Origin of the sequence: Pseudomonas sp. (assembly GCF_041601375.1) — a bacterium.
In the GTDB taxonomy this organism is placed as follows: Bacteria; Pseudomonadota; Gammaproteobacteria; order Pseudomonadales; family Pseudomonadaceae; genus Aquipseudomonas.
Window position 1 is genome coordinate 1 of sequence record NZ_JBFIIG010000094.1, and the last position, 16,147, is coordinate 16,147.

Below are 16,147 nucleotides of genomic sequence, written 5' to 3' on the forward strand. Positions count from 1 at the left end.
ATTCATCACGGTCTGCAGGCGCTTGCCGATAGCTGGCCGGCGGCTTGCCGTCGCCTGTGTGATGAGCTGGGTGTGCCGCTGCGGGTGGACTATGTGCAGGTGCAGCCGGGCGCCAGTATCGAGCGCGCCGCGCGGCAGGCCCGTTATGCGGCTTTTCGCACGCTGCTCGCTGCTGACGAGGTTCTGCTGGCGGCGCAGCATCGCGACGATCAGGCGGAGACCTTGCTGTTTCGCCTGCTGCGCGGTGCCGGCGTGCAGGGGCTGGCGGCCATGCCGGCGAGTCGGCCGCTCGGTGCCGGGCACCTGTTGCGGCCGCTGTTGAGCTGTTCCCGCGCCGAGTTGCAGGCCTATGCCGACGAGCACCGGCTGCGCTGGGTGGAAGATCCGTCGAATGCCGATAGCCGCTTCTCGCGCAACTACTTGCGCCACCAGGTTTTGCCGTTACTCACCAGGCGCTGGCCGCAGGCGACTGCCAGTCTTGCTCGTGCCGCCGAGCATCTGGGCGAGGCTGGGCAACTGCTCGATGAGCTGGCGCAGCAGGATCTGCAGGTTGCACAGGGGCCCTGCGAATATGCCTGGCTCGAGCTGCCGAGCCTGTCCCTGGGGCCGTTGCGGGCGCTGAGCGATGCCCGGCAGCGCAACGCCTTGCGCTACTGGTTGCGCCGCCTGACCCCGATGCCGGACAGCGAGCACTGGGCCGGTTGGCAGGCGCTGCGCGATGCGGCCGGCGACGCCACCCCGGTCTGGCGTCTGGCGGCAGGCGAATTGCGCCGGGCCGATCAGCGGTTGTGGTGGCTCAGCGGCGACTGGCTGCGCATGCCGCCCGCGCCTGAGGTTCGACTCGCTCCTGGACGCTGGTTGTCGCTGGCAGGCAATGGTTGCGTGCGCATCGAGGGGCGCTTGCCTGCCGGCGACTGGCGCCTGGCCTATCGCCAGGGGGGCGAGGTGATGAGCTTGGCCGGGCGCGGTCATCGTGATCTGAAGCGCTTGCTCAACGAGCGGCAGGTGCCGGCCTTTGTCCGCCCGCGCTTGCCCCTGTTGCTGTGCAATGGCGAGCTGCGCGCCGTGGCCAATCTGGCCGGCCTGGACGGGGCGGGTGATGGCCAATGGCGACTCAGTTGGCAGCCACCGATGGATGATCAAGGTTTGAGCTGCTAAGGCCTTTCCGGTAGACTACGCTCCCGTCTTACCAGAGCTTTTGCAGGCCCCTTTTCGTCAAGGAAATGGAGTCGGCAACGGCTTGCCAATTGCGCCCTGTGCGTGGTTGTGGCTTCGGCCTTCCTTCGCTTTCCCCGGCGGCGCTGACCGCCTAAACGCAGACTTCTAGGGTTTTTCATGACGCGCTTCATCTTCGTCACGGGTGGTGTTGTTTCTTCATTGGGGAAAGGCATCGCCTCGGCTTCATTGGCGGCTATCCTGGAGGCGCGGGGCCTGAAGGTCACGATGCTCAAGCTGGATCCCTATATCAACGTCGATCCGGGCACCATGAGCCCGTTCCAGCACGGTGAGGTGTTCGTCACCCACGACGGTGCCGAGACCGACCTCGACCTGGGCCACTACGAGCGGTTCATCCGCACCACCATGACCCAGGACAACAACTTCACCACCGGCCGGGTTTACGAGCACGTGCTGCGCAAAGAGCGCCGTGGCGATTACCTGGGCGCGACCATTCAGGTCATCCCGCACATCACCGACGAGATCAAGCGCCGCATCATCAAGGGCGCCGGCGATGCCGACGTGGCCATGGTCGAGATCGGCGGCACCGTGGGCGACATCGAGTCGCAGCCGTTCCTCGAAGCCATTCGCCAGCTGCGCGTGGAAGTGGGCGCCAAGCGCGCCATGCTGATGCACCTGACCCTGGTGCCCTATATCGCCACCGCCGGCGAGACCAAGACCAAGCCGACCCAGCACTCGGTGAAGGAATTGCGTTCCATCGGCCTGCAGCCGGACGTGCTGATCTGCCGCTCCGACCATCCGGTGGATATCTCCTCGCGGCGCAAGATTGCCCTGTTCACCAACGTCGAAGAGCGTGCGGTGATTTCCCTGGAAGACGTCGACACCATCTACCGGATACCGGGCGTGCTGCATGCCCAGGGGCTGGACGATTTCGTCGTCGAGCGTTTCGGCCTGGAGTGCGGCGGTGCCGATCTGTCCGAGTGGGAGCGGGTGGTCGACGCCAAGCTCAACCCGGAGCATGAAGTCACCATCGCCATGGTCGGCAAGTACATGGAACTGCTGGATGCCTACAAGTCGCTGATCGAAGCGATGAGCCATGCCGGCATCCAGAACCGCACCAAGGTCAACCTGCGCTATATCGATTCCGAAGACATCGAGAACCAGGGCACCGCCCTGCTCGAAGGCGTCGATGCCATTCTGGTGCCCGGCGGCTTCGGCCTGCGCGGCGTGGAAGGCAAGGTCACCGCCGTGCAGTATGCCCGCGAGAACAAGATTCCCTACCTGGGTATCTGCCTCGGCATGCAGGTCGCGGTGATCGAGTTCGCCCGCAATGTGCTGGGCTGGAGCGATGCCAACTCCACCGAGTTCGACGCCAGCAGCACTCATCCGGTGGTTGGCCTGATTACCGAGTGGCAGGACGCCACCGGCGTCACCGAGCAGCGCGACAATGCCTCCGACCTGGGCGGCACCATGCGCCTCGGGGCTCAGGACTGCCAGCTGCTCGGCGGCTCGCAAGTGCATCAGTGCTACGGCAAGGACGTGATAGTCGAGCGTCATCGCCATCGCTATGAAGTGAACAACAACCTGCTGCCGCAATTGGTCGAGGCCGGCCTCAAGATCACCGGCCGTTCCGGCGACGGTGCCCTGGTCGAAGTGGTGGAGGCGCCGGATCATCCGTGGTTCGTCGCCTGCCAGTTCCACCCGGAGTTCACCTCGACGCCGCGCGACGGTCACCCGCTGTTCAGCGGTTTCGTCAACGCCGCCCTGGCGCAGCACGCGAAGAAGGCATAAGGACATGACCCAGAAGATCATCAAGGTCGGCGCCATCGAGATCGCCAACGACAAGCCCTTCGTCCTGTTCGGCGGCATCAACGTCATCGAGTCGCGCGATCTGGCCATGCGCGCCTGCGAAGAATATGTGCGGGTTACCGAGAAGCTGGGTATTCCCTTCGTGTTCAAGGCCAGCTTCGACAAGGCCAACCGCTCCTCGATCAACTCCTTCCGCGGCCCCGGCCTGGAAGAGGGCATGAAGATCTTCGAGGAAGTGAAGCGGACCTTCGGCGTGCCGCTGATCACCGATGTTCACGAACCGCAGCAGGCGCAGCCGGTGGCGGACGTGTGCGACATCATCCAGTTGCCGGCGTTTCTCTCGCGCCAGACCGACCTAGTGGTGGCGATGGCCAAGACCGGTGCGGTGATCAATATCAAGAAAGCCCAGTTCCTCGCGCCCCAGGAGATGAAACATATCCTGGCCAAGTGTGTCGAAGCCGGCAACGATCAGTTGATCCTCTGCGAGCGCGGCAGCTCCTTCGGCTACAACAACCTGGTGGTGGACATGCTCGGCTTCGGCATCATGAAGCAGACCAACTACCCGGTGTTCTTCGACGTCACCCACGCCCTGCAGATGCCGGGTGGGCGTGCCGATTCGGCCGGTGGCCGGCGTGCCCAGGTCACCGACCTGGCCAAGGCCGGCATGAGCCAGGGCTTGGCCGGGCTGTTCCTCGAAGCGCATCCGGATCCGGACAACGCCAAGTGCGATGGCCCTTGCGCCTTGCGCCTGGACAAGCTGGAACCCTTCCTCACCCAGCTCAAGCAGCTGGATGATCTGATCAAGAATTTTGCGCCGATCGAGACTGCCTGAAACGGCAATTCTGCGTTAAAGTGCTGTTTGTATACAATCTAACTGAATAGTCGGTACATGTTGCGCGCTGGAGTCCCCTCAGGCGCGCAATGAGTGTGCAGCTCGGTGCTACCCTTTTCGTCAACTTTTTTGGAGTGCTAAACGCAATGGCAAAGATCGTCGACATCAAAGGCCGTGAGGTTCTCGACTCCCGTGGCAACCCGACCGTGGAAGCCGATGTGATCCTCGATAACGGCATCATCGGCAGCGCCTGTGCGCCGTCCGGTGCTTCCACTGGTTCGCGCGAAGCGCTGGAACTGCGAGATGGCGACAAGAGCCGTTATCTGGGCAAGGGCGTACTCAAGGCCGTAGCCAATATCAACGGTCCGATTCGTGACCTGTTGCTGGGCAAGGATCCGCTCGACCAGCAAGCCCTGGATCGCGCGATGATCGCCCTCGACGGCACCGAGAACAAAGCCACACTGGGCGCCAACGCCATTCTCGCGGTGTCCCTGGCCGCCGCCAAGGCCGCCGCCCAGGACAGCGATCTGCCGCTCTATGCACACATCGCCAACCTCAATGGCACGCCGGGCGTCTATTCCATGCCGGTGCCGATGATGAACATCATCAATGGCGGCGAGCATGCCGACAACAACGTCGACATCCAGGAGTTCATGGTCCAGCCGGTAGGCGCCAAGACCTTCGCCGACGCGCTGCGCATGGGCACCGAGATCTTCCATCACCTCAAGGCCGTACTCAAGGCCCGTGGCCTGAGCACCTCGGTGGGTGATGAAGGTGGTTTCGCGCCGAACCTGACCTCCAACGAAGACGCCCTGGCCGCCATTGCCGAGGCCGTGGCCAACGCCGGCTACAAGCTGGGCGACGACGTCACCCTGGCCCTGGATTGCGCGTCCAGCGAGTTCTTCGAAGGCGGCAAGTACGACCTGGCCGGCGAAGGCAAGGTCTTCGACGCTGCCGGCTTCAGCGATTACCTGGCCGGCCTGGCCGAGCGTTACCCGATCATCTCCATCGAAGACGGTATGGACGAGTCCGACTGGGCCGGCTGGAAAGTCCACACCGAAAAGCTCGGCGGCAAGATGCAGCTGGTCGGCGACGACCTGTTCGTGACCAACACCAAGATCCTCAAGGAAGGCATCGACAAGGGTATCGCCAACTCGATCCTGATCAAGTTCAATCAGATCGGCACCCTGACCGAGACCCTGGAAGCCATCCAGATGGCCAAGGCGGCCGGCTACAGTGCGGTGATCTCGCACCGCAGCGGTGAAACCGAAGACTCGACCATCGCCGACCTGGCCGTGGGTACTGCTGCCGGCCAGATCAAGACCGGCTCGTTGTGCCGCTCCGATCGGGTGTCCAAGTACAACCAATTGCTGCGTATCGAAGAGCAGTTGGCGGGCAAGGCGCCGTATCGCGGCCGCGCCGAGTTTCGTGGCTAAAAACTGCTGCGAGCTTCGCTCGCGGCGTTTTCGCCGAGCGGTCGAGTCATGGTAAAAGAGGGGCGGCGCGAGTCGCCCCTCTTTTCGTTGGGATGCTTTTACTGTCATGCGTAGTCCTTACTGGTTATTAGTCGTCCTGATTCTGCTGCTGGTTGGCCTGCAGTATCGCCTGTGGGTGGGCGATGGCAGCCTGGCGCAGGCCACCGACCTGAAGCAGCAGATTGCCGATCAGCAGGGGGCGAATCAGCGTCTGCTGGAGCGCAATCGGATTCTCGAGGCGGAAGTCATGGAATTGAAAAAGGGCATGGAAACCGTCGAGGAGCGCGCCCGGCATGAGCTGGGCATGGTCAAAGAGGGCGAGACGCTCTACCAGCTGACCGAGTGACGACCAACTGACCGAATGGCAGCCAGCTAACCGAATGAAAACGTCCGCATTAGCGCATTTCTGGGTTCTGATCCCCGCCGCCGGGGTTGGCAGCCGCATGGCTGCCGACCGGCCCAAGCAATACCTGGAACTGGCGGGTAAGACCATCCTTGAGCACAGCCTGGCCTGCTTTCTCGATCACCCCCGGTTGCACGGCGTGGTGGTCAGCCTGGCGCCCGATGACCCCTACTGGTCGTCCCTGGCTTGTGCGCAGGATCCGCGTATCGCTCGCGCCGAGGGTGGTCGCGAGCGTGCGGATTCGGTGCTCAAGGGTTTGCAGCGTCTGCAAGAGCTGGGCGCGCAGGACAGCGACTGGGTGTTGGTGCACGATGCGGCGCGGCCCAATCTGGCGCGTGCGGATCTGGATCTGCTGCTCGTGCAGCTGGCCGATGATCCGGTCGGCGGCCTGCTCGCAGTGCCCGTGCGCGACACCTTGAAGCGGGCCGGAGCCGACGGGCGGGTGCTGCAGACCGTCGATCGTTCGCCAATCTGGCAGGCCTATACGCCGCAGATGTTCCGCCTCGGCTTGCTGCACCGCGCGCTGGCGCAGGCGTTGGCTGCCGGGGTGGCGATTACCGATGAGGCGTCGGCTGTCGAGTGGTCCGGGCAGGCGCCGCGCCTGATCGAGGGCCGCGCCGATAACCTCAAGGTGACCCGGCCCGAAGACCTCGACTGGCTGCGTCAGCACTGGGCGGGGCGCCGCTGAACTCGAACGTAGAAGGATAGGTTGAGCGCAGCTTCGTAGGGTGGGTTGGCGGCGCGGTACGCCGGCCGATCACTAGATGGCGATCGTGGCCCGCCACGCGATCGTCCGTGTTGCGCCGATGGTGGGTTACGCCGCGCCCCCTGTGGCCTGATGTCGGGTAATTGCCGTATGCGGCTGACCCACCCTACGCTATGGCCTCCGCAGGCTGCGCCATCACGGGCTGTATTCGCTGCGCTGTGCCAGCCCTGTTTTCAGCGCGTCCACCAGTTGTCGCACTTTCGGCGATAGATGCCGTTGCTGGGGGTAGAGTGCCCAGACCGCGGTGTTGGGTTGCTGTTGGTTCTCCAGCAGGGACACCAGGGCGCCGCTGCGCAAATGCTCCAGTACGTAGTAGTCCGGCAGCTGACACAAGCCCAGGCCGCGCAAGGCCGCATCGAGCACCGCCTGGCCGCTGTTGCAGCGCCAGTTGCCTTGCACGCGTTGTGCGGCTTCACGGCCGTTGAGCTGAAAGCTCCAGGTATCCGAGCTGCCGATCAGGCAGTTGTGCCGGCCGAGTTCCGACAGGCTGTGCGGGCGGCCGTAGCGCTGCAGGTAGTCCGGTGCGGCGCACAGGTACATGCGCCGGGGGGCCAGGCGGGTGGCGACCAGCCGCGAATCCTGCAGGCGGCCCAGGCGAATGGCCAGGTCCAGGCCTTCATGCACCAGATCCAGGTTGCGGTTGCTCAGTTCTATGTCCACCCGCAGTTGCGGGTAACGGGTCATGAAGTCCGTCACCAGCGGCACGATAAAGCGCTCGCCGTAGGCCACGGCACAGGTCATGCGCAGCAGGCCCTTGGGTTCGCTGCCCAGGTCGCCGACCGCACGCAGGGCTTCTTCGCGGGCATCCTGCAGGCGCTGGCAATGTTGCAGGAAGGTTTGCCCTGCTTCGGTCAGTGCCACACGTCGGGTGCTGCGGTAGAACAGGCGGGTTTGCAGGCGCTCTTCCAGGCGCGCGACCTGGCGGCTGACCTGCGAGGAGGACAGGCCCAGGCGTTCGGCGGCGGCGGTGAATTGACCGCACTCGGCCACGGCGACGAATTCATCCAGTCCTTCCCAGCGGCTCATGCGGTCTCCTGTCCCAATGCTGTATCAGGGATGCAGCGGATCGTGCCGCCATTATCCCTGAATGGCAATAATGTTTTGATATTTGCCGGATTATCTCTGTTTCATGTTGATTTAGACTGCAGGTCACTGTCCAAACCCGCAGGAGAGCTTTCATGATCAAGTCCCGTGCTGCCGTCGCTTTCGGCCCCAACGAGCCGCTGAAGATCGTCGAGATCGATGTCGCGCCGCCGAAGGCCGGCGAGGTGCTGGTGCGCATCGTCGCCACCGGCGTTTGCCACACTGACGCTTACACCCTGTCTGGTCAGGACTCCGAGGGCGTGTTCCCCTGCGTGCTCGGTCATGAGGGCGGTGGCATCGTCGAAGCCGTCGGCGAAGGCGTCACCTCGGTGAAGGTGGGTGACCACGTGATCCCGCTGTACACCGCCGAGTGCGGCGAGTGCAAATTCTGCAAATCCAACAAGACCAACCTGTGCAGCTCGGTGCGCGCCACTCAGGGCAAGGGTCTGATGCCGGACGGCACCAGCCGCTTCTCCTACGAAGGTCAGCCGATCTACCACTACATGGGCTGCTCGACCTTCTCCGAGTACACCGTGCTGCCGGAAGTCTCGGTCGCGGTGATCCCGAAAGAAGCGCCGTTGGACAAGGTCTGCCTGCTGGGCTGCGGCGTGACCACCGGTATCGGCGCGGTGCTTAACACCGCCAAGGTGGAAGAGGGCGCCACCGTGGCCATCTTCGGTCTGGGTGGTATCGGTCTGGCGGCCATTATCGGCGCCAAGATGGCCAAGGCCTCGCGCATCATCGGTATCGACATCAACCCGGGCAAGGAAGCCGTGGCCCGTGAGCTGGGCTTGACCGACTTCGTCAATCCCAAGGACCACGCCAAGCCGATCCAGGAAGTCATCGTCGAAATGACCGACGGCGGCGTCGACTACAGCTTCGAGTGCATCGGCAACGTGCAGCTGATGCGTGCGGCACTGGAGTGCTGCCACAAGGGCTGGGGCGAGTCGACCATCATCGGCGTGGCGCCGGCCGGTGCCGAGATCAGCACCCGTCCGTTCCAGCTGGTGACCGGTCGCGTCTGGCGCGGTAGCGCCTTCGGTGGCGTCAAGGGCCGTACCGAACTGCCGGGTTATGTCGAGAAATCGCAGAAGGGTGAAATCCCGCTGGACACCTTCATCACCCACAACATGGGTCTGGAGCAGATCAACGAGGCCTTTGAGCTGATGCACGAAGGCAAGAGCATCCGTACCGTCATTCATTTTTAAGCGGCAAGCTGCAAGCCATAAGCTGCAAGCAAACGCATGGCGCGGGTGACCGCGCCGATGTGCTGGCGGCTTGGCGCTTGAAGCTGCCCGGAGGGTCTATGACTCTGGAAAACATCTCTTGCCAGAAGAGCTTTGGCGGCTGGCACAAGCGTTACCGCCATCGCTCCACCACGCTCAACTGCGACATGGTGTTCGCCGTCTACCTGCCGCCGCAGGCAGAGCAGGGCGCCAAGCTACCGGTGCTGTACTGGCTGTCGGGGCTAACGTGCACCGACGAGAACTTCATGCAAAAGGCCGGTGCCTTGCGGCTGGCTGCCGAGCTGGGTCTGGTCATAGTGGCGCCGGACACCAGCCCGCGTGGCGATGATGTGCCGGGTGACCCCGAGAATGCCTGGGACTTTGGCAAGGGCGCGGGCTTCTACGTCAACGCCACACAGGAGCCCTGGGCACGCAATTACCGTATGCACGACTATGTGGTGAGCGAGCTGCCGGCGCTGATCGAGGCCAGCTTCCCGGTTTCCGATCGTCGCGGTATCTCCGGTCACTCCATGGGCGGCCACGGGGCGCTGGTCTGCGCGCTACGCAATCCGGGGCGCTACCTGTCGCTGTCGGCGTTTTCACCGATCACCAACCCGATGAACTGCCCTTGGGGCGAGAAGGCGCTGTCGCGTTATCTCGGCGAGGATCGCTCGCGCTGGAAGGAGTGGGACGCCTGCGCGCTGCTCGCCGAAGCCAGTGAGCGCTTGCCGATCCTGGTGGATCAGGGCGATCGCGACGACTTCCTGGAGAACCAGCTTAAACCTGAGGCTCTGGAAGCGGCCGCCAAGGCGTTCGGGCATCCGCTGGCCCTGCGCCTGCAGCCCGGCTATGACCACAGCTACTACTTCATCGCCAGCTTCATCGAGGACCACCTGCGGCACCATGCGGCCGCCCTGGCGACAGAGGCGAGCCACAAGCCATAAGCTGCAGGCAAGAGCAAAAAGCCTGGCGCTATCCGAGATAGCGCCAGGCTTGCAGCTTATAGCTCCTAGCTTGCCGCTTTCAGTTAAAATCACGCCCTGACTTTTGCAGGGCCTGATTTTCCATGAAGAGCACTATGCGTATTGGCCACGGCTACGACGTACATCGGTTTGGCGAGGGTGAGTTCATTACCCTCGGCGGTGTACGGATTCCCCACAGTTCCGGGCTGATCGCTCATTCCGATGGCGATGTGCTGCTGCATGCGCTCGCCGATGCTTTGCTCGGCGCCGCGGCACTGGGCGATATCGGCCGGCACTTCCCCGATACCGATCCGGCCTTCAAGGGCGCCGACAGTCGCACGCTGCTGCGCCATGTCCTGGGTTTGCTGCAGGCCAAAGGCTGGCAGGTGGCTAATGTCGACGCCACCATAGTCGCCCAGGCGCCGAAGATGGCGCCGCACATCGAGGCCATGTGCGCTCTGATCGCCGAGGATCTGCAGGTCGCGCCGGATGCGGTCAACGTCAAGGCCACCACCACCGAGAAACTCGGCTTCACCGGCCGCGAAGAAGGCATCGCGGTGCATGCCGTCGCGCTGTTGGTGGCCCGATGAACGAACTCGAACTGCTCGGTCCCCGTGGCCATGGCGCGCCTTGCGGTACGGCGCTGCTCAAGGCCGTGGCGGAAGACTTCCAGGTCGACGAGGTGCTGGATATTCCCCTGGCTGGTGAGGGTGAGCACCTCTGGCTGTGGGTGGAAAAGCGCGGCCTGAATACCGAGGACGCCGCGCGGCGTATCGCCCGCGCCGCCGGCGTGCCGCTGCGCATGATCAGCTATGCCGGGCTCAAGGATCGCCAGGCGTTGACCCGCCAATGGTTCAGTCTGCACCTGCCGGGCAAGGCCGATCCGGCGCTGGGGGCCGCCGAGGATGCCAGCCTGAGCATCCTCAAGCAGGTGCGTCACTCGCGTAAATTGCAGCGCGGTGCGCATGCGGCCAACGGCTTCACCCTGCGCCTGACCCAGCTGGATGCGGATCGCGCGGCTCTGCAGCAGCGCCTGACGCAGATAGCCGCCCAGGGCATTCCCAACTACTTCGGTTCGCAGCGCTTCGGCTTCGAGGGCGGCAATATCGCCCATGCGCGGCATTTCGCCGAGCGCCAGAGCTTGCCCGAGCAGCGCAACGTGCGTTCGCGCGTGCTCTCGGCGGCGCGCAGCTTCCTGTTCAATCGGGTGCTGGCTGAGCGCGTGGCGGCGGGTACCTGGAATCAGGCATTGCCCGGCGACCTGCTGGCCTTTACCGATAGTCGCAGCTTTTTCCCGGCTGGAGAGGCCGAGTGCAGCGATCCACGCCTGGCGATTCTCGACCTGCACCCGACCGGACCCTTGTGGGGCGCGGGTGTCTCGACCGCCGGTGGCGTCGCCCAGGGCCTGGAGCAGAAGGTCGCCGAGGATGAGCGCGCCCTGGTCGACTGGTTGGCAGAAGCGGGCATGACGCACGAGCGGCGTATCCTGCGCCTCCCCATCGGCGGTTTGACGTGGCATTATCCCGAGCCTGACATTCTGCAACTGGAATTCGTCCTGCCGGCTGGATGCTTTGCCACCGTCTTGGTGCGCGAGCTTGTCGATCTGTTGCCTGCAGGGCAGACGGACAACCCATGCGTATTCTGATTTCCAACGATGACGGCGTGGCCGCGCCGGGCCTAGCCGCGCTGCATGCTGCCCTGGCCGATTATGCCGAGTGCGCGGTGATCGCGCCCGATCAGGACAGAAGTGGCGCCAGCAGTTCGCTGACCCTCGACCGTCCGCTGCACCCTTGCACCTTGCCCAACGGCTTTATCAGCCTCAACGGCACGCCCACCGATTGTGTGCACCTGGGCTTGAACGGGCTGCTGGAGAATGTCGCCGATCTGGTGGTGGCGGGCATCAACCTGGGGGCCAATCTGGGCGATGACGTGCTCTATTCCGGCACGGTGGCTGCCGCGCTGGAAGGGCGCTTTCTGAGTCGTCCGGCGTTTGCGTTCTCCCTGCTTTCACGCCAGCCGGATAATCTGGCGACCGCCGCCTACTTCGCGCGCAAGCTGGTCGAGGCGCATGAACAGCTGGATCTGCCGCCGCGCACCGTGTTCAACGTGAATATCCCCAACCTGCCGCTGGAACATATCCGCGGTATCCAGCTGACTCGCCTGGGCCATCGTGCCCGTGCGGCCGCCCCGGTCAAGGTGACCAATCCGCGCGGCAAGGAGGGCTACTGGATTGCGGTCGCCGGCGATGCCGAGGACGGTGGGCCGGGCACGGATTTCCATGCGGTGATGCAGGGCTTCGTTTCCGTTACGCCCTTGCAGCTCGATCGTACCTTCCAGGACGGTCTCGGCAGCCTGCAACCCTGGCTGGAGGGTTTGCTCTGATGAGGCGTGAGCAAGACGAACTGCATCGTGGTATCGGCATGACCTCGCAGCGGACTCGCGAGCGGCTGATTCAGCGGCTGTACGAAGAGGGACTGTCCAACGCCCAGGTGTTGGAAGCGATCCGGCGCACGCCGCGCCACCTGTTCGTCGACGAGGCCCTGGCCCATCGCGCCTACGAAGACACCGCACTGCCGATCGGCCACAACCAGACCATCTCGCAGCCCTACATGGTGGCGCGCATGAGCGAGTTGTTGCTGGCCGCCGGCCCCCTGGACAAGGTGCTGGAAATTGGTACCGGGTCCGGTTATCAGACGGCCATTCTCGCCCAGCTGGTCGAGCGGATATTCAGCGTCGAGCGCATTCAGGGGCTGCAGGACAGGGCCAAGGAACGCATGGCCGAGTTGAACCTGCGCAATGTGGTGTTCCGCTGGGGCGATGGCTGGGAGGGCTGGCCGGCCCTGGCGCCCTACAACGGTATCATCGTCACCGCTGCCGCCAGCGAGGTGCCCCAGGCCCTGCTCGACCAGTTGGCTCCGGGCGGACGCCTGGTGATTCCGGTCGGTGCCGGCGATGTGCAGCAGCTGCTGCTGATCGTCCGCGAGGAGCAGGGGTTTGCCAGGCATGTGCTGGATGCCGTGCGTTTCGTCCCCTTGCTCAATGGGCCCCTGGCCTGATCTTTATCGTTTGACTGGAAGGATCCATGAAGAAACATATCCTGCTCTTCGCCAAGGGCATTGCCATGGGCGCGGCCGATGTGGTGCCTGGCGTTTCCGGCGGCACCGTCGCCTTTATCAGCGGCATCTACGATGAACTGTTGCGCTCGATAGCCAGCGTGCCCGCCGCTTTGGGCCTGCTCATGCGCGGGCGCATCCGCGCCGCCTGGCAGACTGCCAATGCGACCTTCCTGCTGGTGCTGCTGGCTGGCATTCTGGCCAGCGTGCTCAGCCTGGCGCGGGTGATCACCTTCCTGCTGGCCGAGCATCCGATCCCGGTATGGTCGTTCTTCTTCGGCTTGATTCTGGTCTCTTCACATCTGGTGGCGCGGGACATCCAGCGCTGGAACTGGAGCCGCTTCGTCAGTTTCGCCACGGGGGCGGCCTTCGCCTACTGGATCACGGTTGCCTCGCCCATGCAGTGGGGCACCGATTCGCTGAGTATTTTCTTCGCCGGTTCGATTGCCATCTGCGCGATGATTCTGCCGGGCATATCCGGTAGCTTCATCCTGTTGCTGCTGGGCCTGTATCCCTTCATTCTCGGAGCGGTCAAAGGCCTGGATATCAACGTGCTGGCACTCTTCGCCAGTGGCTGTCTGGTGGGGATCGTCAGCTTCGCCGGGTTGCTGCGTTGGCTGTTGGTGCGTTGGCGCGACCTGACCCTGGCGTTGTTGACCGGGTTGATGCTGGGCTCGCTGAACAAGCTCTGGCCGTGGAAGGAAACCCTCATCTGGCGCGCCGACAGTCATGGGCAGCAGGTGCCGCTGCTGCAGGTCAACCTCTTGCCGGGGCGTTTCGCCGAAGTCAGTGGGCAGGATCCACAGCTGCTCTTGGCTATTCTTTTGGCACTGGGCGGAGTGCTGCTGGTGCTTGGGTTGGAATGGCTGGCCGGTCGGCGTCAGCAAAGCAGTGGCTGCGCCGAGTAATTGCGGCACAATACGCGCCAGTCAGCAGACGCCACTAGCAACGAAGGGAGACATGGGTGAGTTTCACTGCCATTCAACCGCGACTATGCAGCAGCGCTCGGAACCTGTTGGGTGGCCTGGTTATCGGTGCGCTTCTGGCCGGCTGCGTCAGCCCACCGCCAGGTGGTGTGCAGGTTGTCGATCGGAATAACCGGAGTGCGGCGGCACAGCAGCGCCAGCCGGTGACCAGCGGCCACTATGTGGTGCGGCGCGGCGATACCCTCTATTCGATCGCCTTTCGCTTCGGCTGGGACTGGAAAGCCCTGGCAGCGCGTAATGGCATTGCTCCGCCTTACCTGATACGGGTTGGCCAGGTCATTCGCTTCGACGGTCGTCGGCCTGTGCGTGGGCCTGTAGTGGCCGCCGCACCGCCAGTGACCCGACCGGCCGCCGTCGCTCGACCGATTGCGCCGCTTCAGGCCCCTGCTGTCCGAGCACAGGCCAAGCCATCCGTGCCCATCAAGGCCACTCCGGCGACGACGCCCGTGCACTCTGTCCAGCGCTCGGCGTCAGGCTGGGCCTGGCCTGCCAGCGGTGCGGTAATAGGGCGATTCTCTTCAAACGGAAGTTTGAATAAAGGCATTGATATCGCCGGTGATTTGGGACAGCCTGTTTTAGCTGCGTCTGATGGATCAGTGGTGTACGCCGGGAGTGGTTTACGGGGCTACGGCGAGTTGGTGATCATCAAACACAGCGATACCTACGTAAGTGCCTACGGACACAACCGCAGGCTGCTGGTTCAGGAGGGACAGCAGGTCAAAGCAGGGCAAACGATTGCCGAGATGGGTTCCACAGGAGCCGACCGGGTGAAGCTTCATTTTGAAATTCGCCGCCAGGGAAAGCCCGTGGATCCGCTGCAATACTTGCCAGGCCGTTGATCTGTCGCTCGTCCGTACTATTGCGTGGGCAGGACGGGCTCAGGTGTTGCCAGGGATGCAGGTGCCACCCGAGCTTGCTGTCGAACTCAGCAAGGGACAAGAATAATGGCACTCAATCCAAAAGAAGCGCCGGAGTTTGACGTCGATGATGAAGTGCTCTTGATGGAGTCTGGTATCGTCTTGGGTGATGTATCGAATGAGGCGGCGGAAAAGCCACTCGCTCGCACTAAAGCCAAGCAATCCAGTAGCAAGCAGCATAAGTACATCGATTACACCCGTGCGCTCGACGCTACACAGTTGTATCTCAACGAAATCGGGTTTTCCCCGCTGCTCACCCCTGAGGAAGAGGTCTTCTTTGCGCGCCTGGCGCAGAAGGGCGATCCGGCAGGGCGTAAACGCATGATCGAGAGCAACCTGCGCCTTGTTGTGAAAATCGCCCGGCGCTACGTCAATCGCGGTTTGTCGCTGCTCGACCTGATCGAAGAAGGCAACCTCGGCTTGATCCGTGCGGTTGAGAAATTCGATCCGGAGCGTGGTTTCCGCTTCTCGACCTATGCGACCTGGTGGATCCGCCAGACCATCGAACGGGCGATCATGAATCAGACCCGTACCATTCGACTGCCGATCCACGTGGTCAAAGAACTCAATGTCTACCTGCGTGCGGCGCGCGAGTTGACCCAGAAGCTCGACCACGAGCCTTCGGCCGAAGAGATCGCCAACCTGCTGGAAAAACCCGTGGGTGAGGTCAAGCGGATGCTTGGCTTGAATGAGCGGGTTTCTTCGGTGGATGTTTCGCTTGGTCCCGACTCCGACAAAACCCTGCTCGATACCCTGACCGATGACCGGCCGACCGATCCGTGCGAGTTGCTGCAGGACGACGACCTTTCGCAAAGCATCGATCAATGGTTGTCCGAGTTGACCGACAAGCAGCGTGAAGTGGTGGTGCGGCGTTTCGGATTACGCGGCCACGAAAGCTGCACCCTGGAAGAAGTGGGCCAGGAAATCGGCTTGACGCGCGAGCGTGTGCGGCAGATTCAGGTCGAGGCGCTCAAGCGTTTGCGCGAGATCCTGGAAAAGAACGGCCTGTCGAGTGACTCCCTGTTCCAGTAACGCTGGCCTGTTGTGCAAAACCCGGCGCTGGCCGGGTTTTTTGTGGATGCCCTGTAAGTCATCGCTTACAGGGCGTGTAAGCGATTAAGGGAAAGAATGGCAGGCAAGTCGCTGCTTGAATGCGGGGTTGTGTTGCAAGTTACTGATTTATATGACTATTAATTTTTACGTCGGTCAGGCGTTAGGCTATTCAGGGTATCTGGCGGGCTTGTGGCAAAGCAGGGAAGCGCTAGTATTACACCTGTGCCGAGGGACTGGCACAGGCCGCAACGGATTGCAGCCAGGACAACCGCAGGATGTGGTTTCATCAGGATGATGAGCAGGGAATACAGGGAATAGGGACAAAAGAGTGGGCGGGTAATACCGC

The 16,147-nt window shown here is 63.1% G+C and carries 16 protein-coding genes; 15 read left to right on the forward strand and 1 reads right to left on the reverse strand.

What is annotated here, in order from left to right; translation table 11 throughout:
* The 6 genes from tilS to ispD all read left to right on the forward strand — a co-directional run.
* A partial coding sequence (gene tilS / locus ABZE94_RS13265; RefSeq protein WP_372875983.1) for a tRNA lysidine(34) synthetase TilS occupies window positions 1-1,158 on the forward strand: 1,158 nt, incomplete at its 5' end.
* Between the two features lie 177 nt (window positions 1,159-1,335).
* Complete coding sequence (locus ABZE94_RS13270; RefSeq protein WP_372875984.1) at window positions 1,336-2,967, forward strand: CTP synthase; 1,632 nt, start codon at window positions 1,336-1,338, stop codon at window positions 2,965-2,967.
* A 4-nt stretch (window positions 2,968-2,971) separates the two neighbouring features.
* A complete protein-coding gene (gene kdsA, locus ABZE94_RS13275) occupies window positions 2,972-3,817 on the forward strand; it encodes a 3-deoxy-8-phosphooctulonate synthase (protein ID WP_372875985.1) in 846 nt (281 codons plus the stop codon).
* Between the two features lie 146 nt (window positions 3,818-3,963).
* Complete coding sequence (gene eno, locus ABZE94_RS13280) at window positions 3,964-5,253, forward strand: phosphopyruvate hydratase (protein ID WP_372875986.1); 1,290 nt, start codon at window positions 3,964-3,966, stop codon at window positions 5,251-5,253.
* Between the two features lie 106 nt (window positions 5,254-5,359).
* The gene (ftsB, locus tag ABZE94_RS13285; protein WP_372875987.1) at window positions 5,360-5,638 is read left to right on the forward strand and encodes a cell division protein FtsB; all 279 of its coding nucleotides are present in this window, start codon (window positions 5,360-5,362) and stop codon (window positions 5,636-5,638) included.
* A gap of 34 nt (window positions 5,639-5,672) precedes the next feature.
* Window positions 5,673-6,383, forward strand: a complete 711-nt coding sequence (gene ispD, locus ABZE94_RS13290) for a 2-C-methyl-D-erythritol 4-phosphate cytidylyltransferase (protein ID WP_372875988.1) — start codon at window positions 5,673-5,675, stop codon at window positions 6,381-6,383.
* Window positions 6,384-6,596: 213 nt separating this feature from the next.
* On the opposite strand, the gene ABZE94_RS13295 is transcribed toward ispD, so the two are convergent.
* Window positions 6,597-7,487, reverse strand: coding sequence for a LysR substrate-binding domain-containing protein (locus ABZE94_RS13295; RefSeq protein WP_372875989.1), 891 nt, complete (start codon window positions 7,485-7,487; stop codon window positions 6,597-6,599).
* Between the two features lie 152 nt (window positions 7,488-7,639).
* Between ABZE94_RS13295 and ABZE94_RS13300 the strand changes: the two genes are divergently transcribed.
* From ABZE94_RS13300 to rpoS, 9 genes are all read left to right on the forward strand, one after another.
* Window positions 7,640-8,752 carry an S-(hydroxymethyl)glutathione dehydrogenase/class III alcohol dehydrogenase gene (locus ABZE94_RS13300; protein ID WP_372875990.1) on the forward strand — a complete coding sequence of 371 codons (1,113 nt, stop codon included), beginning with the start codon at window positions 7,640-7,642 and terminating at the stop codon, window positions 8,750-8,752.
* 98 nt (window positions 8,753-8,850) lie between these two features.
* A complete protein-coding gene (fghA, locus tag ABZE94_RS13305; RefSeq protein WP_372875991.1) occupies window positions 8,851-9,714 on the forward strand; it encodes an S-formylglutathione hydrolase in 864 nt (287 codons plus the stop codon).
* Between the two features lie 134 nt (window positions 9,715-9,848).
* Window positions 9,849-10,322 carry a 2-C-methyl-D-erythritol 2,4-cyclodiphosphate synthase gene (gene ispF, locus ABZE94_RS13310; protein WP_372875992.1) on the forward strand — a complete coding sequence of 158 codons (474 nt, stop codon included), beginning with the start codon at window positions 9,849-9,851 and terminating at the stop codon, window positions 10,320-10,322.
* Window positions 10,319-11,377: a tRNA pseudouridine(13) synthase TruD gene (gene truD / locus ABZE94_RS13315; RefSeq protein ID WP_372875993.1), complete on the forward strand. Its 1,059-nt coding sequence runs from the start codon at window positions 10,319-10,321 to the stop codon at window positions 11,375-11,377. Before ispF ends, truD begins: the two co-directional genes overlap by 4 nt.
* Complete coding sequence (surE, locus tag ABZE94_RS13320) at window positions 11,365-12,114, forward strand: 5'/3'-nucleotidase SurE (RefSeq protein WP_372875994.1); 750 nt, start codon at window positions 11,365-11,367, stop codon at window positions 12,112-12,114. The genes truD and surE overlap by 13 nt, the downstream gene beginning before the upstream one ends.
* Window positions 12,115-12,152: 38 nt before the next feature.
* Window positions 12,153-12,788: a protein-L-isoaspartate(D-aspartate) O-methyltransferase gene (locus ABZE94_RS13325; RefSeq protein WP_372875998.1), complete on the forward strand. Its 636-nt coding sequence runs from the start codon at window positions 12,153-12,155 to the stop codon at window positions 12,786-12,788.
* Window positions 12,789-12,814: 26 nt separating this feature from the next.
* A complete protein-coding gene (locus ABZE94_RS13330; RefSeq protein ID WP_372875995.1) occupies window positions 12,815-13,753 on the forward strand; it encodes a DUF368 domain-containing protein in 939 nt (312 codons plus the stop codon).
* Window positions 13,754-13,809: 56 nt separating this feature from the next.
* A complete protein-coding gene (locus ABZE94_RS13335; RefSeq protein WP_372875996.1) occupies window positions 13,810-14,670 on the forward strand; it encodes a peptidoglycan DD-metalloendopeptidase family protein in 861 nt (286 codons plus the stop codon).
* A gap of 105 nt (window positions 14,671-14,775) precedes the next feature.
* Entirely contained in the window at window positions 14,776-15,780 is a 1,005-nt protein-coding gene (gene rpoS, locus ABZE94_RS13340) for an RNA polymerase sigma factor RpoS (protein ID WP_372875997.1), read from the forward strand.
* Window positions 15,781-16,147: the final 367 nt, after the last annotated feature.